This window comes from Afipia clevelandensis ATCC 49720 (assembly GCF_000336555.1).
Taxonomy (GTDB): Bacteria; Pseudomonadota; Alphaproteobacteria; order Rhizobiales; family Xanthobacteraceae; genus Afipia; species Afipia clevelandensis.
In genome coordinates, this window is sequence record NZ_KB375281.1 from 421,432 (window position 1) to 438,506 (window position 17,075).

General features: G+C 59.4%; 11 protein-coding genes. 9 read left to right on the forward strand and 2 right to left on the reverse strand.

What is annotated here, in order from left to right:
* Nucleotide 1: 1 nt before the first annotated feature.
* The 3 genes from HMPREF9696_RS01835 (at nt 2) to HMPREF9696_RS01845 (ending at nt 6,011) form a co-directional block, all read left to right on the forward strand.
* Nucleotides 2-877 carry an ABC transporter permease gene (locus tag HMPREF9696_RS01835; protein WP_002711238.1) on the forward strand — a complete coding sequence of 292 codons (876 nt, stop codon included), beginning with the start codon at nt 2-4 and terminating at the stop codon, nt 875-877.
* A gap of 32 nt (nt 878-909) precedes the next feature.
* Nucleotides 910-2,616 carry an AMP-binding protein gene (locus tag HMPREF9696_RS01840; protein WP_002711239.1) on the forward strand — a complete coding sequence of 569 codons (1,707 nt, stop codon included), beginning with the start codon at nt 910-912 and terminating at the stop codon, nt 2,614-2,616.
* A gap of 77 nt (nt 2,617-2,693) precedes the next feature.
* Nucleotides 2,694-6,011: a carboxyl transferase domain-containing protein gene (locus HMPREF9696_RS01845; protein WP_002711240.1), complete on the forward strand. Its 3,318-nt coding sequence runs from the start codon at nt 2,694-2,696 to the stop codon at nt 6,009-6,011.
* A 24-nt stretch (nt 6,012-6,035) separates the two neighbouring features.
* Here HMPREF9696_RS01845 and HMPREF9696_RS01850 read toward each other — a convergent pair whose 3' ends face one another.
* Nucleotides 6,036-7,055, reverse strand: a complete 1,020-nt coding sequence (locus HMPREF9696_RS01850) for a LuxR C-terminal-related transcriptional regulator (RefSeq protein WP_002711241.1) — start codon at nt 7,053-7,055, stop codon at nt 6,036-6,038.
* Between the two features lie 185 nt (nt 7,056-7,240).
* Nucleotides 7,241-7,759: a hypothetical protein gene (locus HMPREF9696_RS01855; protein WP_002711242.1), complete on the reverse strand. Its 519-nt coding sequence runs from the start codon at nt 7,757-7,759 to the stop codon at nt 7,241-7,243.
* A gap of 128 nt (nt 7,760-7,887) precedes the next feature.
* Here HMPREF9696_RS01855 and HMPREF9696_RS01860 point away from each other — a divergent pair, with 128 nt between their 5' ends.
* From HMPREF9696_RS01860 to HMPREF9696_RS01885, 6 genes are all read left to right on the forward strand, one after another.
* Entirely contained in the window at nt 7,888-8,466 is a 579-nt protein-coding gene (locus HMPREF9696_RS01860) for a hypothetical protein (protein ID WP_002711243.1), read from the forward strand.
* Nucleotides 8,467-8,909: 443 nt separating this feature from the next.
* Nucleotides 8,910-9,719, forward strand: coding sequence for a hypothetical protein (locus tag HMPREF9696_RS01865; protein ID WP_002711244.1), 810 nt, complete (start codon nt 8,910-8,912; stop codon nt 9,717-9,719).
* Nucleotides 9,720-9,848: 129 nt separating this feature from the next.
* A complete protein-coding gene (locus tag HMPREF9696_RS01870) occupies nt 9,849-11,807 on the forward strand; it encodes a hypothetical protein (RefSeq protein ID WP_002711245.1) in 1,959 nt (652 codons plus the stop codon).
* Between the two features lie 58 nt (nt 11,808-11,865).
* Complete coding sequence (locus HMPREF9696_RS01875; protein ID WP_002711246.1) at nt 11,866-14,013, forward strand: type I secretion system permease/ATPase; 2,148 nt, start codon at nt 11,866-11,868, stop codon at nt 14,011-14,013.
* 48 nt (nt 14,014-14,061) lie between these two features.
* A complete protein-coding gene (locus HMPREF9696_RS01880) occupies nt 14,062-15,423 on the forward strand; it encodes an HlyD family type I secretion periplasmic adaptor subunit (protein ID WP_002711247.1) in 1,362 nt (453 codons plus the stop codon).
* A 75-nt stretch (nt 15,424-15,498) separates the two neighbouring features.
* Nucleotides 15,499-17,064, forward strand: coding sequence for a GNAT family N-acetyltransferase (locus HMPREF9696_RS01885; protein ID WP_002711248.1), 1,566 nt, complete (start codon nt 15,499-15,501; stop codon nt 17,062-17,064).
* Nucleotides 17,065-17,075 lie beyond the last annotated feature (11 nt).

The window sequence follows — 17,075 nt, forward strand, 5'->3', positions numbered from 1 at the left end:
GATGACGGATACGGTCGTCGTAGCTGAACGCAAACCGAGCTGGTTCGCAGGTTTCTGGCGCTGGTTCCGGTACGACCTGCGCGGCGCGTTGAGCATGTCTTTCCTCGTGGCGCTCATCGTGATCTCGATCCTCGGTCCATGGATATCGCCTTACTCGCCAACAATGCAGGATCTCGACGCCGCCTTGTCGCCGATGACAGCGCAACACTGGCTGGGCGCTGACGATCTCGGGCGCGACACGTTAAGCCGCCTGATCTATGGCGGCATGGCGTCGCTCTATGCGAGTTTCCTTGCTGTCGCGATCGCGGTGGCGATCGGCGTGCCGATCGGCGTGCTGGCGGGTTATCTCGGCGGCTGGGTCGACGAAGTGATCAGCCGCGTGGTCGACAGCTTTCTGTCGTTTCCGGCCATCGTGCTGGCGATTGCGGTCACGGGCGCGCTCGGCATCGGTCTCACCAACGGCATGATTTCGGTCGGTATCGTATTCGCGCCGCAACTGGCGCGGCTGGTGCGCGCCCGTACGCTGGTGGTGCGCAACGAGCTTTATGTGGATGCCGCGCGCTGCTTCGGCGTGTCCACGGGCCGCATCCTGTGGCGGCATGTTCTGCCGAATGCGATCCAGCCGGTAATCGTGCAGGTGACACTGCTGCTCGCCGCGGCGCTGCTTGCGGAAGCAAGCCTCAGCTTTCTCGGCCTCGGCATTCAGCCGCCGGATCCGAGCTGGGGCGCGATGCTGGCGCGGGCCTATCAGAACATGGAGATCGCGCCCGAGCAGATGTACCCGCCGGGACTGGCGATCCTGTTCACCGCGCTGGCGTTCAACACGCTCGGCGAGTCGATGCGCGTGGCGCTCGATCCGACCATGAAGCGCCGCTGAGATTTGATTCAAGACCAAGAAGGACGACGGACATGGCCACGGGCCTCACTGAAAAGGACTACCTGAAGCAGCTTCATGCCCTGTGGGACAAGAACTGGCCGAAGAACATATCGCGCAAGCCGCATTACCCGCATGGCGAAGTGGCTCTGACCGAATACTTGCGCGCCTGGGCGAAGGATCGGCCGCAGCGGCCTGCGGTGATCTTCTACGGCCATGTGACAACCTACGCCGATCTCGACCAGCAGAGCGATCGCTTCGCGGCGCTGCTGCAATCCAAGGGCGTGCGCAAGGGTGATCGCGTTGCGGTGTTCCTGCCGAACTGCCCGCAGTTCCACATTGTATTCTTCGGCATTCTCAAGCTCGGCGCGGTCCATGTGCCGGTCAGCCCGCTTTCGCGCGCATTTGAACTCGCCTATGAACTGAACGATACCGATGCCGAAGTCATCGTCGCGCTCGATCAGTTGGCGGCGACGGTCGAGCAGGTGAGGGGCGAGACCAAGCTACGCGAGGTGATCGTGACCAGCTTTGCGGATGTTGTGCCGGCAAATCCCACAATTCCTGTCCCGGATTCGATCATGGGCGCGCGCGTCACGGTTCCGGGTGCGACCGACCTGCTGCCTGCGCTCGCCGCGATGGCGGCACCCACGCCGCTGCCACCCGCGGCTCTCGATGATGTCGCCGCGCTGAACTACACCGGCGGTACGACCGGCATGCCGAAAGGTTGCGTTCATACGCAACGGGATATGGTCTACACCGCAGCCGCCAATCAGGGCATTTCGGTGGTGTCCAATGAGGACAGCATCTTCCTGTCGTTCTTCCCGGAATTCTGGATCGCCGGTGAGAACTTCGGTCTGATCTTCCCGCTGTTCACCGGCGCGACGCTGGTTCTTCTCGCGCGCTGGGACGCGGTGAGTACGCTTGCGGCCATCGACAAGTACAAGGTGAACATCACCGCGATGCCGGTGGATGGCGCGGTCGAGCTGATGGATCACCCGCGCTTTAAGGAATTCGACCTGTCATCGCTGACGCAGGTGCGCGTGGTGTCATTCGTCAAAAAGCTCAATCCGGATTATCGCAAGCGCTGGAAGGATCTCACGGGAACGATTCTGACAGAAGCGGCCTACGGCATGACCGAAACCCACACGTCCAACACCTTCACCGCCGGTTTTCAGGATGGTGACTTCGATCTGATCTCCCAGCCGATCTTTGTCGGGCTGCCGGTGCCGGGTGCTGAATTCAAGATCACCGACTTCCAGACCGGTGAACTTGTGCCGCTCGGCGGTGAGGGCGAAATCCGCGTGCGCACGCCGTCGCTGCTCAAGAGCTATTGGAACAAGCCGGAAGCGACAGCGGAGTCGCTGGTCGACGGCTGGCTGCGCACCGGCGACATCGGGTGCATCGACACCGACGGTTTCATTCACTTCCTTGGCCGCCGCAAGGAGATGCTGAAGGTGAAAGGCATGAGCGTGTTTCCGCCGGAAATCGAGGCGCTGCTCGGCCAGCATCCTGCCGTGCTTGGCTCCGGTGTTGTCGGGCGCGACGATCCGGACAAGGGACAGGTGCCGGTGGCGTTCATCCAGCTCAAGCCCGAAGTGATCGGCAAGATCAAGCCGGAAGACATTCGCGCATGGTGCGCGGAGCGGATGGCTGTCTACAAGGTACCGGAGGTGCGGATCATCGACGCGCTGCCGATGACCGCGACCGGCAAGGTCAAGAAGCAGGAACTGAACGCATCCTGAAGTGATCGCTGAAATTCAATCCGGCGCGGCGATCCCGCATCGCGCCGGACCGATATTGTTTCCTGACGGAGAGTGTTATGTCGTTTCGCAAGCTGCTGATCGCCAACCGCGGCGAGATCGCCATTCGCATTGCGCGCGCTGCCGCGGATGCAGGCATCGCCACGGTCGCGATCTATCCCGCGGATGATGCGCTGTCGCTGCATGTGCGCGCCGCTGACAAGGCCTGCGAAATCCCGGGACGCGGCGCGCGCGCCTATCTCGATATCGAAGGCGTGGTCACTGCCGCGAAGTCCAGTGGATGCGATGCGCTGCATCCTGGTTACGGTTTTCTCAGCGAGAACGCCGTGCTGGCGCGGCGCTGCGCCGAGGAAGGCATCGTCTTTGTCGGGCCATCACCCGCTGCGCTTGAGCTGTTCGGCGACAAGGTCGCGGCGAAGGCGCTGGCGAAACGCTGCAATGTTCCGGTGATCGAAGGCACGGTCGGCCCGACCACGCTGGACGAAGCCAAGGCGTTCTTTGCCTCACTTGGCAAGGGCGGCGCGGTCATGGTCAAGGCCATGGCTGGCGGCGGCGGGCGCGGTATGCGCGCGGTCGAGAAGGCTGAGGATCTTGAAGCGGCCTATGCGCGCTGCCAATCGGAAGCGAAGGCCGCGTTCGGCAGCGACGGCGTTTATGTCGAACGGCTGATCCGCAAGGCACGCCATATCGAGGTGCAGATCATCGGCGACCGCCACGGCGCGATCAGCCATCTGTGGGAGCGTGAATGCACCATCCAGCGCCGTAACCAGAAGCTGATCGAGGTCGCGCCAAGCCCGTCCCTGAGTGACAGCCTGCGTGCCCGCATTGTCGAAGCGGCGCGACAGCTCGCGGGCGCTGCCAATTATGACAGTCTCGGGACGTTTGAGTTTCTGGTCGATGGCGAGGCCGGCGAGGGCGACGGTGCATTTGCCTTCATCGAAGCCAATCCGCGTCTGCAGGTCGAACACACGGTCACGGAAGAAGTGCTTGGCGTTGATCTGGTGAAATCGCAGCTTGCGGTCGCCGAGGGGGCGACGCTGGGTTCGCTCGGGCTTGCGCAATCCTCCGTGCCATCGCCACGCGGCTTTGCGATGCAATTGCGCATCAATATGGAAGTGATGGACGCAAGCGGAGCAACCAAGCCGACGGGGGGTGTGCTTGGCGTGTTCGAGCCGCCGTCCGGGCCGGGCGTGCGCGTCGATACATTTGGTTATGCCGGCTACAAGACAAGCGCGGCATTTGACTCGCTGCTTGCGAAGGTGATTGTCCACACCCCGTCTGGGCGCTGGCAGGATGTGGTAACGAAAGCCGCGCGCACACTGCGCGAATTCCGCATCGAGGGTGTTGCGACCAATATCCCTTTCATTCAGGCGATGCTGGCGAATCCGGATTTCATTGCCAACGAGATCAGCACGAACTTTGTTGATACGAATGTCGCCGCACTGGTTGCGGCGGCGAGCGAGCCATCGGCACCTTTGTTCTTTACCTCGGCGAGCGCAGACGCAGGTGCTGCCGCCGCGCGGAACGAGAGTGCGGGCGTTGCTCCCGCCGGGTCCGTGCCGGTTGCCGCGCCCTTGCAGGGCACGGTGGTTGCGATTCCGGTCGCGGAAGGCGACATCGTGCATCCCGGCCAGCAACTCGCGATCATTGAATCCATGAAGATGGAGCATCTGGTCACAGCGCAGCAGGGCGGCAAGGTCACCCGTATCGCGGTCAGCGATGGCACCACCCTGATGCAGGGCGAGCCCATTCTCTACATCGAGCCGGTGGAGATGGATCAGCAGGTGGTGACCGAGGAGGCGGAGATCGACCTCGACTACATCCGTCCCGATCTTGCCGAGATGCTGGCGCGTCAGGGCAATACGCTGGATGAAAACCGGCCGCAGTCGGTCGATCGCCGCCGCAAGACCAATCAGCGGACGGCGCGAGAGAACATCGCCCAACTGGTCGATGAGGGATCGTTCATGGAATACGGCTCACTGGCGATTGCCGCCCAGCGCCGCCGCCGTCCTGTCGATGACCTCATCAAGAACACGCCCGCGGACGGCCTCGTTGCGGGCGTCGCGACAGTCAACGCCGCCAAGGTCGGCGAAGACAACGCGCGCTGCATGGTGATCTCATATGACTACACCGTGCTGGCCGGCACACAGGGCCATATGAACCACAAGAAGATCGACCGCATGCTGACGCTCGCCGAGCAATGGCGCATGCCGCTGGTGTTCTACGCCGAGGGTGGCGGCGGGCGGCCCGGCGACACCGATCGGCTCGGCATGACGGGTCTTGACGGCCCGTCCTTCGTGCAGTTCGCGCGGCTGTCCGGACATGTGCCCGTGGTCGGTGTCGTCTCGGGCTATTGCTTTGCGGGCAACGCGGCGATGCTCGGTTGCTGCGATGTCATCATCGCGACAGAAAATGCCTCCATCGGCATGGGCGGTCCCGCGATGATCGAGGGCGGCGGCCTTGGCGTCTATCATCCAGCCGAAGTCGGGCCGGTATCGTTCCAATCGCCGAACGGCGTCGTCGACATTCTGGTCAAGGACGAGGAAGAGGCGACCACCGCCGCCCAAAAGTATCTTTCCTATTTCCAGGGCCCGATTGCGAACTGGAAGGCCCCGGACCAGCGCCTGCTGCGCCGCGCGATTCCGGAAAACCGGTTGCGCGTCTATGACATCCGTTCGGTGATCGAACTGATCGCCGATGAAGATTCCGTCCTCGAAATCCGGCGCGATTTCGGCGTCGGCATGATCACTGCGTTTATCCGGATTGAGGGCAAGCCGTTCGGCCTGATCGCGAACAATCCCAAGCATCTCGGCGGCGCCATCGACGCCAATGCGGGCGACAAGGCCGCGCGCTTCATGCAGCTTTGCGATGCCTATGATATTCCGATTGTGTCCCTGTGTGACACGCCGGGCTTCATGGTTGGACCCGAGGCGGAGAAGACTGCGATCGTCCGCCATGTCGCACGCATGTTCGTGACCGGTGCAAGCATGACGGTGCCACTGTTCGGCATCGTGCTGCGCAAGGGTTACGGCCTTGGGGCGCAGTCGATGATCGGCGGCGGATTCCACGCCTCGTTCTTCACGGCGGCCTGGCCGACTGGCGAGTTCGGCGGGATGGGGCTTGAGGGATACGTGCGGCTCGGCTTCCGCAAGGAAATGGAAGCGATTGCCGATCCGGCAGAGCGGGAGACCTATTACAAGAACAAGGTCGCGGAGCTTTACGCCAATGGCAAGGCGGTCTCGATCGCGTCGGTGTTTGAGATCGACAATGTGATTGATCCGGCGGAAACCCGAACCTGGATCATGGCGGGCCTTCGTTCGGTGCCCAAGCCTGCGCCGCGCGAGCATCGCAAGCGTCCGTGTATCGACACTTGGTAAAGCGCGCTCCGAAGGGCAGATCCTCTAGACGGGTCCGTCCTCGGTATTGGAGCGCTTCTGCTCATGGGGTCGCTCGAAGAAGTCCTTCGTGAGGACGGCAACTTCGGTTCTGTTTCTGGCCCGGAGCTTGCGCATGATATGGCGAAGGTGAACCTTGACGGTGTGTTCGCTCATCCCGAGTTCGTAAGCGATCTGCTTGTTCGCCATTCCCTGACAAAGCGCTTCCACCACCATCATTTGCCGCTCGGTCAGGATATCTCCGGTCTTGACCGATGTTTCCTTGCTGCGGTCCATTGCGAGACTACTCACGGGGACAAATGTGCCGCCGGCTTCAACCAGCCGAACAGCTTCGACCGCGACATTGAACGACAGGCTCGTCGGGATATAGCCGCGCGCGCCACCCTTGAGTGCACGAACGACATAGTTCACATCGTCGATATCCGAGACAATGATGACCGGTGTATTTGTCGCGGCCGTTTCGAGGTATTGGAGATCGTTTGCGCTCGATGCGTCAGTCCCGTCAACGAAGAACACGATGATCGAGGGGTTCAACGCGGTGCCGTCCTGCGAAGCCCTCCATGCATAGATATTCGCAAAGGCGATGATGTCGTGGCTCTTGTAGGAGATTTCGAGACAGCGAACGAAACAATCCCTGAAGAATGTGCGCGGATGAATAACGACAATGCCGGGCTTGTCTACAATATCAGATTTGTCGGCGCCGTTGACGCGCGTGACTTCATTCGGTCTGGCGGCGCTGTGGCTGTTCGCGGGGAGGCGCGGAGGTGAGCCGGAGTTGTCTGCGCCAGTTATCCGCCCTTGCTTTCCTTTGGCGAGATTCGTTTCATCGGATAGAAGATGCGAATGATGGCGGGGTTTCTTCAATCCGGGTTGCGCAGAAGTATGTGGTTGGATTGATAACTCGGGTATCTCGTCAGTTCGCTCGAGAAAACTGGAAGCAAAATTGCGGAGAGATGCTCGCTCAGAAAAGAAATTCGAGGCTGGCCGCTTCTTGTGCAATGAAAGCAAATGGCCGGTGATACTCATAACTCACCCCTACTGAAAATTGTCTCTTTGGCATTTCTCCGTTCGTGTGCATTCCAATTTCATGTTCAAATTTTTTTAGAACTTTAGGATACTCTGCGCTTATTGCAAGTCTGGGATGATCGAAGCTGTTTCTGCGTTGCGGGATGCGGGTTCCCGCGAAAGAACTGGCTTCGGGAATAGTCCAGCTATTCCGGTGTTCCTGCTGTGACAGCGTCACTGTGATCGAACACATGTGCGTCGAACAGCCTTTCCCAAAGGGAAGAGAGGTCGTCTCGCTCCGACCAGGAAATGGCAGCATTGATGCCCAAATCGAACTGTCGCTGTCGCCATCCAAACGCCGAGCCATCCATCAGCAGAGACGCAAATCCCGCGGCGTTATGGCAGCCGTTTTCAAAATCGCGATTGTGCGAAGCGTTGAGGAGCAGGATATCCTCGCCAATCAGGCGATAGCTGATCCCCGTGATGTCCTCCCAGGCTCTTGTCTGCACAAGGCAGAGAGCTTGACCCTCGATGTTTCCGGTCTCCATCTTGGCGATGATCGTGGTCAGCATGACAATGAAGCCGATGAGGTAGGGGCTCTCCCAGGCAGCATCGGGTATCGCGCCGAGGCGGTGGCGGCTTTTAGCGACCATAGGGGAGATAACTGCGCAAGCGGCCTTTCGCGCTCTGCGAGTTTTGGAAAGATCGAGAACCCAGCGCAGCATGGTGCCGCTCCCTGTGGCCGATCCTGCGAAGGAAATCCGCGCGGCGCCCTTGTGTTAGTCGGGAACCTGCCCGATCTTACATCGAGGAGGCGCATTGCTCCAGATCAGCTTGGGAGACAGCCGGACACATGGCCGCAAGTCAGCTTCCGCCAAAACCGGATTTTGAGGCGCTGGCCGCGTCTGCGCCCGCGACGGCCGATCGCCGCACCATGATCCTGGCCCTGATCGGAAACCTGGTCTCGAGCTGGTCGAATAACGAGAGCCTTTTCATCTATGTACTGATGATCCTGCTGAAGACGGATCAGGCTTCTGCGGCGCTCACATTCGCGACACTCAATACCACCAGGGCACGGCTGGATCTGATCCAGCGGCTGGCGAAAATCATGATCAAGGACAAGGCCCTCGATCGTTCATTGTCGAAAATCATCGACAGATTCAATGAGACAACGCACGTCCGTAACGAGTTCAACCATTGCATGTATATCGTGGATTCCGGCGGGCAGATCACTCATACGCAGTCGATGCGGATTGTGCAGACAAAGAGCAGCCTTCAGTTCGGTGACATGAAGCCGATGGACGAAGCCCGGCTGAAAGGCATGGTCAAGACCATCAAGGAAATGACCCGCATCAACCGCGACATCTGGGATATTTTGCCGCGGCTTGAGAGCCATCTGAGGCCGGCGGCGGACCGGGTCGACGACCGCTGATCTCAAGTTCACGACAACGGTGGATAACGCACGAAGGTGCTTTCCTTGTCGTGGGCTTCGCGGCGGGACATGCTATCATCCGGGCTCGTGGTAAATGCATCCCGTGTCGGGGACCCGCCATTTATCCGGTTGTAAATCTCAAATCGCTGTCGCTTTCTGCGAGTCAAGTTACTCGATAGCATTATCGCGTCTCTCGCATGACGTATGTCCGTTTCCGAAAGAGGTGGAAAGCGGTTCGCGGGCTAACGCCTTATGGCTACGCGCGATGCTCGAATGTGCGGCTATTCCCCGACTGCGACATGGACAAGGCTGACGATGCGGAGTTTCGCAAATCATTGCGGAAGGTTCGCGTCAACCGCATCGTGGCGCATTGATCATCGCAGACGCAGAAGATCAGCGATTTTCGAGGCGACGAGATGCTCCTTACTCAACGGGAGTCCGTCATGGGTCATCATTATCAACCCAAGCCGAAGAAGCCAGATCCAAGTTCTGACCAGAAGCAGGATCAGGATCAAGACCAGAAGCAGGCCAACTTGCAGGCGCAGCTTCAGGGTCAGGGCCAGCTTCAGGGCCAAGGCCAGGCGCAAGCCCAGCTTGCTGTTCAGTCGCTTGATTCCAAGAGCGAGAACGACAACGAGAATGATAACGACAACAAGAACAGCAACAGCAACGACAACAAGCTCGACAACGATGTCGACAACAAGGTCAGCAACAAGACCGAGAACAGCGTCGACAACAGCCTCGACAACAAGGTCGAGAACAAGGTCGAGAATACGATCGACAACAAGGTCAACGTCGATGTGGACGTCAAGGTCGACCTCGACCTCAGCGCCGACGGCCTCAGCAGCCCGGTGATCGATCTGTCATGCCTGAGCGACGTGCATGGCTCGGTCATTATGCCGGACGTGGTGAACCAGAAGCTCGACGGCGATGGCAACCAGTTCAACCTCGATCAGGTCAACAATCTGGTCGACAATGACTCGGTATGCGATGCGAAGGTGTCCTTCAAGGGTGGCGAAGACGGCCACGGCTTCTCGATGGATGCCAAGATCGAAGGCGGCGACGTCAAGATGGATTCGAAGATCGAAGACATCGCGGGCAACAGCGCGACGGGTGCGATTGCAAGTGCCGATGCGGCCCTGACGCAGGACGCCTTCACCCAGACGATTACGCAGGGTGCGAACATTCAGTTCAACAGCGTCACGATGAATGTCGCCGGCGACGACTGGTCCGACGAACACAATCTGGGCTGATCCCGAGCATTCCCCCGCGCGGCGCTCGCCGCGCGGGTTTTTCCTTGACGTTCCTCGCAATGAAACGATGTCCCGCCGCAGACAGTCCGCGGAGCCGTCGTTTGCGTGAGCCTGACACAGGAGGCTCTCATGGTGCCCGGCGGCGTAACCGAAGTGGTTTGGCATTTCGCGGGATACCTGCAGATCATCAACGATACCGCGCGGGATCGTATTGACTACGACCCTTACCGGCTCAAAAGCGCACAAGACGATTACACGACCCCCCGTCCGAATTATGAAGCAAATCCGGATTTCGATCCCCTCGAGACGCAGGGTCTGAAGGTTCCAGCCCTGTTGCCCTTTGAAGACTTTCAGAATCCTCATCTCTTTCCCCTGAGGTCCCTGAGCAAGGCCCTGCCGGAGGCAGACTCCGATTACGGAGATCCGGATGCGTTGCCGAGACTCCTGGCGCCGCGTGGTGTCGGGGGAGGCGGAGGAGGAACCGAGTTCAAGATCACGGTCCAATATCAGGAGGGCGGCCAGCAGACCGAGCTGGACATCAAGCAGCACAATTTCATGATGGACGACGACATCGTGCTGGTGACGCCGAATGGCGATTGCGTCGTTTGCGATGCCGCGCCTGTCGTAGCTCATGTCGAGCAGATCGCGGACCATAGCCAGGCTATCGTTGAAGAGATGGCGAACGAGGCCAATGGCCAGATTCCGAGCGAGTGGTGGATTCCGCAGAATGGAAGCGGCGTCACAGAGTTCATCAAAGTTTATAATGAAAATCAGGTATCTCAGGAGGGCCTGCCGGGACCGCATTCCGTCGAGGCCGGTTATTATCTGAACGGAGAACTCCAGACGCCGGCACCTGAATCGCCGGCCGAGACGCCACTCCCCGAACCCGCGCCTGAGCCTGATTTCGGCAATGGTCTGGGGCAGTGGGCGGAGACGGGAGCCAACGATAGCTGGAACGCCACTTTGGTCGTCGACCTGAGCGAGTCCGGCCGCTCGATGATCGTGATGGGTGATTACTTTAAGACAAACGCAATCTTCCAGACCAATTCGCTCATAGACCGTGACCATATCACCATGAGCGGCGGCGACGCGCTTCCGGTTTCGGATGGCAGCAATGTGACGGACAACATTGCCGATTTTATCCAACAGCCGGGAATCTACACTGATCTGAAAGTATCCTTCGCCGGGCCGCACTGGAGCGTCGATGTCGTGGAAGGAAACTACTACAGCGTCAACACCATCGTGCAGATGAACTACCTGTCGGACAACGACATCATTGTTCAGAAGAGTGCCGATACGCACTATGAGCTCTATTCCGGCGGAAATGAAGAGGGAAATCTGACAGAACTGTTCGACGGGTCCATTCACTATGACCTGATCATTGTCGCCGGCGCATATCACGGCATGAACGTGATTTTCCAGAACAACATCCTGCTGAACGACGATTTCATCAAGATGTTTGGAAACGGACTCGACACATCTCAATCCGCAGCGTCAGGACTGAATGAGCTCACCAACAAAGCGACCATCGAGAACATCGGCGACGACAACTTTCAGCCGATGGATACAGGTCTCGAGAGTGTGGTGAGTGCGATCAGCGGCGGCGCCACGACTCTCGATCCGTCCTACGGGAGGTTCGTAGACGGGTCCGGCGGCGAGTTCAACGTGCTTTATGTCAAAGGGGACTACTACGATATCAACGCGGTCTGGCAGACCAACGTCATCACCGACGTCAACATCGTCATGCAATTTCTCGACCCGCCGTCGGCTGCGGCCCTTGCCCGGGATGCCGATGGTGCCGAGACGCAGTCGGTCATGGCGGGAAAAAACCTTCTGACCAACGATGCCGCGATTGTCGATGTGGGCGCCACCAATACGTATGTGAACGGCCAGATCTACGGCGACACCATTCTCGTTCAGGCCAATCTTTTACCGACCGATAAAGACCAGGCGCTGACGCACGATGCGCAGGCGCTGGTTCCAGAACTGGTGGCATTTGTAGCGGAAAGTCAAAACGAAGCGTTGCCGGTTCAACCGGTGGTGATCGCGCCGCCACATGACGATGCGATCGCAAACGTGCTGCACTGACATGAACGAATGGAAACGCGTACTGGATTGAACCGGGACGCAGGTGGAGGCCGGGGGAATGACGCGCGACAACGACAGCGAGTTCGGCGACGAAGATCCCGGATCTTCAGAGTTGTCCGATGGTGACGGAGCTAGGTTGCAGAGTGCCGAGGTTGTTCCGTTTCCGCCGCGGGCCGGTGAAAGTCATAACACTGATCCTGTCCCGTCGAGCCCGGCAGAGCCGGCGAAAAGTCAGGCCAATGTTGCTCACGCGGTCCAGCAGGTTCTGCGCTCCGCCGAAAGCTCGGTCAGACAGTCCGAAACATCCCTGTTGCAGGAAACGTCCAAGGATACGCCGCATCATCAGGGCGAGGAGCGGAGTGTCACCGGCGCTGCGGCGACCGGGAAACCTGATGTTCCTGCGGTCGCGACGGGAGGCGGAGGCGGTGATCCCCCGCAGCGTGGAGGAGGAGGTGGCGGCGGTGGCGGCTCTCCTCCTTTGCACAAGCGATCAAGCGAGAGCGAATTTCGCGACGTACTGGGCAAAGGGCTATCCAACGCGCGGCGCAACCTTGTAACGGTCGGAATCTTCTCGGTTGCCGTCAATCTTCTTGTGCTCGCGATCCCGGTCTACCTGTTCAACATGTCGGACCGGGTCATGACCAGCCGGAGTACCGACACCCTTGTCATGTTGTCGATGATTGTCATCGTCGCAATCGCCGCACATGTCCTGATGGACATGATGCGGCGCATTATTCTTATGCGTATCGCTGTCGAGGTCGAGGCCAAGCTGGGTGGTCCTGTCCTGAGTGCCGCGGCAAAAGCCGCGCAGAACGGATCGAGCCGCGAGTTTCAGACTCTGGCCGATCTGCAGCATCTGCGCTCCTTCATCACCGGCCCCGTGCTTCTGACAATGTTCGATGCGCCGGTCGCTCCGGTGTATTTCGCAGTTGTTTTTCTGATCCATCCGCAACTCGGATTAATCGTGCTGTCGGCGGGCCTGGGCTTGATGACGGTCGCGTTGATCAACCAGCGGATCACCGCGGTTCCGTTCACGCGAGCCAACGCATTCGGAACCCGCGCCAACCTTCAGGCGGAGTCGATGGCGCGCAATGCGCAGGTCATCAACGCGATGGGAATGATTCCCGAAGGCGTGCGCGTCTGGGGGCATGAGACAGTCGAATCCCTGAAGGCGCAGGTCGCCGGGCAGGATCTCAACATCATGATGACGGGCGTTTCCAAGTTTTTGCGCCTGTGCACACAGATCGCAATCCTTGGCTGGGGGGCCTGGCTGGCTCTCGAAAGCCAGTTGACCAGCGGCATGATCATTGCCGCGTCGATCGTCGCAAGCCGGGCGCTCGCGCCTATGGAAGGCACGATCGAAGGCTGGCGCGGATTCGTTCAGGCGCGGTCGGCCTACGGACGGGTCAAGAGCCTACTGCAGAACTCGCCGCTCAATCTCGACAGGCTGCGCCTGCCAAGACCGCAGGGCCACCTGAGCGTGGAGCGGATTCTTTACGTTCCGCCGCCAACCAAGAAGGTCATTCTCAACGGCATCAGCTTTCAGCTCGAGCCCGGGGAGTCGCTGGCCATTGTCGGAGACTCCGGCACGGGAAAAACCATGCTCGCGCGCATGCTGGTCGGCTCGATCATTCCGACTGCGGGCAATGTGCGTCTCGACATGATGGATCTTCGCAACTGGGATACGCGGCAGTTTGGCGAGAGCGTCGGCTATCTGCCCCAGGACGTTCAACTGTTTCCGGCGTCGATCAAGGCGAACATCGCGCGAATGCGCGAAGATGCAATCGACGAAGATATTTTCGACGCGGCAGAGACCGCCGACGTGCACGAGATGATATCGAGCTTCGCTCAGGGCTATGAGACCATCGTCGGCATGGACGGAAGTCCGCTGTCGGGAGGACAGCGGCAGCGGATCGGGCTGGCTCGTGCCTTTTACGGCAATCCACGCCTGATGGTTCTCGATGAACCGAATTCCAATCTCGACGCAAATGGAGAACGGGCGCTTGCCAAGGCTCTGGTTCGCGCAAAGGAAAAGCGCATTACCGTTGTGACCATCACCCAGCGGGCAGCGCTGCTGATGAGCGTCGACAAGATCATGATCCTGCACAACGGCGCCATCAAGGCATTCGGCAGCCGCGAAGAGATCATCCCGATGATTACCGGGCGAAAGCCGAGCGGAGACGGACCACCCGTGCTGAACGCGTGACAGGAGACGCCGGCACCGGCCGGCGCCCGCCGATATTTGAGGTGCAGGATGACTGAGAAAGACACCAAAGCGCAGCCACCGGCCGGTCAGGGCGTCTGGTACGAGTCCTTGCCCCGGTCGACCCGGTTTCCAACGATTGCCGGTGCGCTGGTCATGGCCACCATGGTGATGGGATTTGGCGTGTGGGGTAACACAGCCCCGATCGCGGGTGCTGTGGTTGCCTCGGGCGTGTTTGTCGCGACGGGACAGAACAAGATCATCCAGCATCTCGAAGGCGGCGTTATCCGCAACATCTATGTGCGTGAGGGAGACAAGGTCGAGCAGGGACAGACTCTCGTGGAGCTGGACAGCACGACGGCGAGCGCGGAGCTGCGCCGGCTATTTTTGCGCCGGACGAGGTTGATTGCGATTGACTCGAGATTGCAATCCGAGATGCGCGAGGATGCCGAAATCAACTTTCCGGAGGAACTGCTGAAGGACGCCGATAAGCAGGAGGTGCGTGAAATCATCGAGAGCCAGAAGCTCACCTTCACCGCGCGCCGCAACAACATGAACAGCGATATCGCGGGAATCAAAGAAGGGATCAATGCGCTTAATGAGAGAATTCAGGGATCGCAGGTGCAACTTGAAGGTGTCCGCCGTCAGATCACGTTCATTCAGGAGGAGGTCGAGACAAAGCAGTATCTGCTTCAGACCGGTCTGGTCCGTAAGCCGGAGCTCTTGGTGCTTCAGCGCACGCAGGCCAATCTGGAGGGCGAGGTCGGCCGGATCATGGGCGATATCGGCGACGCGAAAGAGCGCATTGCCAAGGCCGTCGAACAGATCAACGGCGTGCGGAAAACCGCGATCAAGACAGCAGTCGAGCAGATGCACGAGGTTCGCGGAGAGTTGGTCGATGTGCGCGAGCGGATGCTCACGGCCAAGGGCGTGCTGGATCGCATTCACATTACGGCGCCGGTCAGCGGGGTTGTTGTCAAGCTGAGATACCACACGCAAGGCGGTGTCATCGAGGCCGGCAAGAACATCATGGAAATCCTGCCCCTCAAGGATGAACTGATTATTGAGGCGCGCGTTCGCCCGCAGGACATCGACAGCGTCAAGCATGGACAGCATGCCACCGTGCGCCTGACGGCGCTCAATCAGCGCATCACGCCAATGGTCTCGGGCGAGGTGATCTATCTTTCGGCCGATACCCTGGCGGACGAGCGGAAGTCTCAGCAGGTCGGTCCCACGGACATCTACATCATCCGCGTGAAGCTAAACAATGCGGAAGCCGCGGCCATTCATGGCTTTAGCCCGACGCCCGGCATGCCAGCGGAGGTCTACGTCAAGACTTCAGAGCGGACGTTCTTTCAGTATGTCGTCAAGCCGATCCACGACAGCATGTTGCGCGCCTTCCGGGAGCGTTGAGGTTGCTCGAGGAAATGTTTTGAGAGGTGCGTTTTAGCGCGATGTAGAGGTCTAGTTCGCAAGCGAGGCCATATTATGCGTGTTGATGTCATCAGTAACTTAACCGATTTCGGAAAACTCGAAAGTAACTGGAATGCGCTCTATGACGCGGATCCGGATGCCCAGTTGTTTATATCGTGGAAATGGCTTTCCGGTTGGCTGACGCAGATTTCGAGTCCGTGGTTCGTCCTCGCCGCGAAACCGGAAGGCAAGCCGGATGCGCCTTATGTCGCCTTTCTGCCGATGCGGATTCAGACCAAGTCAGACAATGGGCGTATTCACAATGAGCTGAATATGGCGGGCAACTTCACGGCGGATTATACGGGCTTCTTGTGTGAGCCGGGGGCCGAGCATCTCGCCATTCCGGCATTCGTTCGTCATTTGAAGCAGCTCAACTGGTCCCGCCTGAATTTTGAGAACTTCCGCATTTCAGAGCCGCGCATGCGGCTTTTCCTCGCGCATTTTCCCAAAGCGAACTTTCAGACAAGCGAGACCAGCCGCATCGGAAAGACGGACGGAATTGATAATGCCCTGTGTCCCTTTGCGGTGCTGCCGCCAAGCTGGGATGGCTATCTCGAAGGATTGAGCACCAATACGCGGCAGAAGATCAGGCGATTGCTCCGGATGGTGGATGCGTCCGAGGAGTATCGCATCACCGTTTCGACGACCGAGACCATTGAGCGCGATCTCAATACGCTGTTGCAATTCTGGGAGATCAAGTGGAAGCCGAGAAAGGGCGACCTTGTTCATACGCTGGTGCGGTCGAACCGGGCGATGCTGACCCGAAGTTTCCGGTCGGGCTTGCTCTACCTTCCGACACTCTGGCAGGGCGAGCGTCCGCTCGCGGCGCTCGCCACGCTCATGGACATGCGCAAGCGCTCCTTTTTGTTCTACATCACCGGGCGGGATGAAACCTTCGATGGCCCGCCGCCGGGCGTTATTCTCCATGCGCACAGCATTCGTCATGCCATCGCCAACGGGATCACCGAGTATGACTTTCTCCGCGGTAACGAGACCTACAAGTATTCGTTCGGCGTGAAGGAGCGGCGGATCCGCTGCACCGTGGTCTCGACAAGGAACGGGTTGAATCTCGGCGGCAAGGTCGATCCGCGCACAATTCCCGATGTGCTGGATGAGGCGACCAAGTTCCATCAGCAGGGCAAATTGATCGAGGCTGAACGCGGATACCGCGACGTCCTGCAAGTTCAGCCCAAGAATGCGGATGCCATTCATCGGCTCGGCCAGCTTTCCACGACAAGGGGCGATCATGCCGGCGCGAAGCGCCATTACAAGACTCTGACGACAATCAGGCCGGATGCCTACAAGGCATGGCTGTGTCTGGCGCAATCGTGCAAGGCCCTGGATCAGCACCTCGAGGCAGCGAATGCCTACCGCGAGGTCCTTCGGCTGAAGCCGGATTTGCCGGAAGTCTTCAGCGATCTCGCAGGAGTTCTGATCAAGCTGAACCGCATGGCCGAGGTCAACGCGGCGCTGGTCGCGGCCCTCGGGACACAGGAACGCGCTCCGCAGAAGAACGGCAAGGTGCAGGCGAAACAGGTCATGCGCCATGCAATGACGCAAGACGAGGCCGTCACGATGTAGTTCGGGAGCAG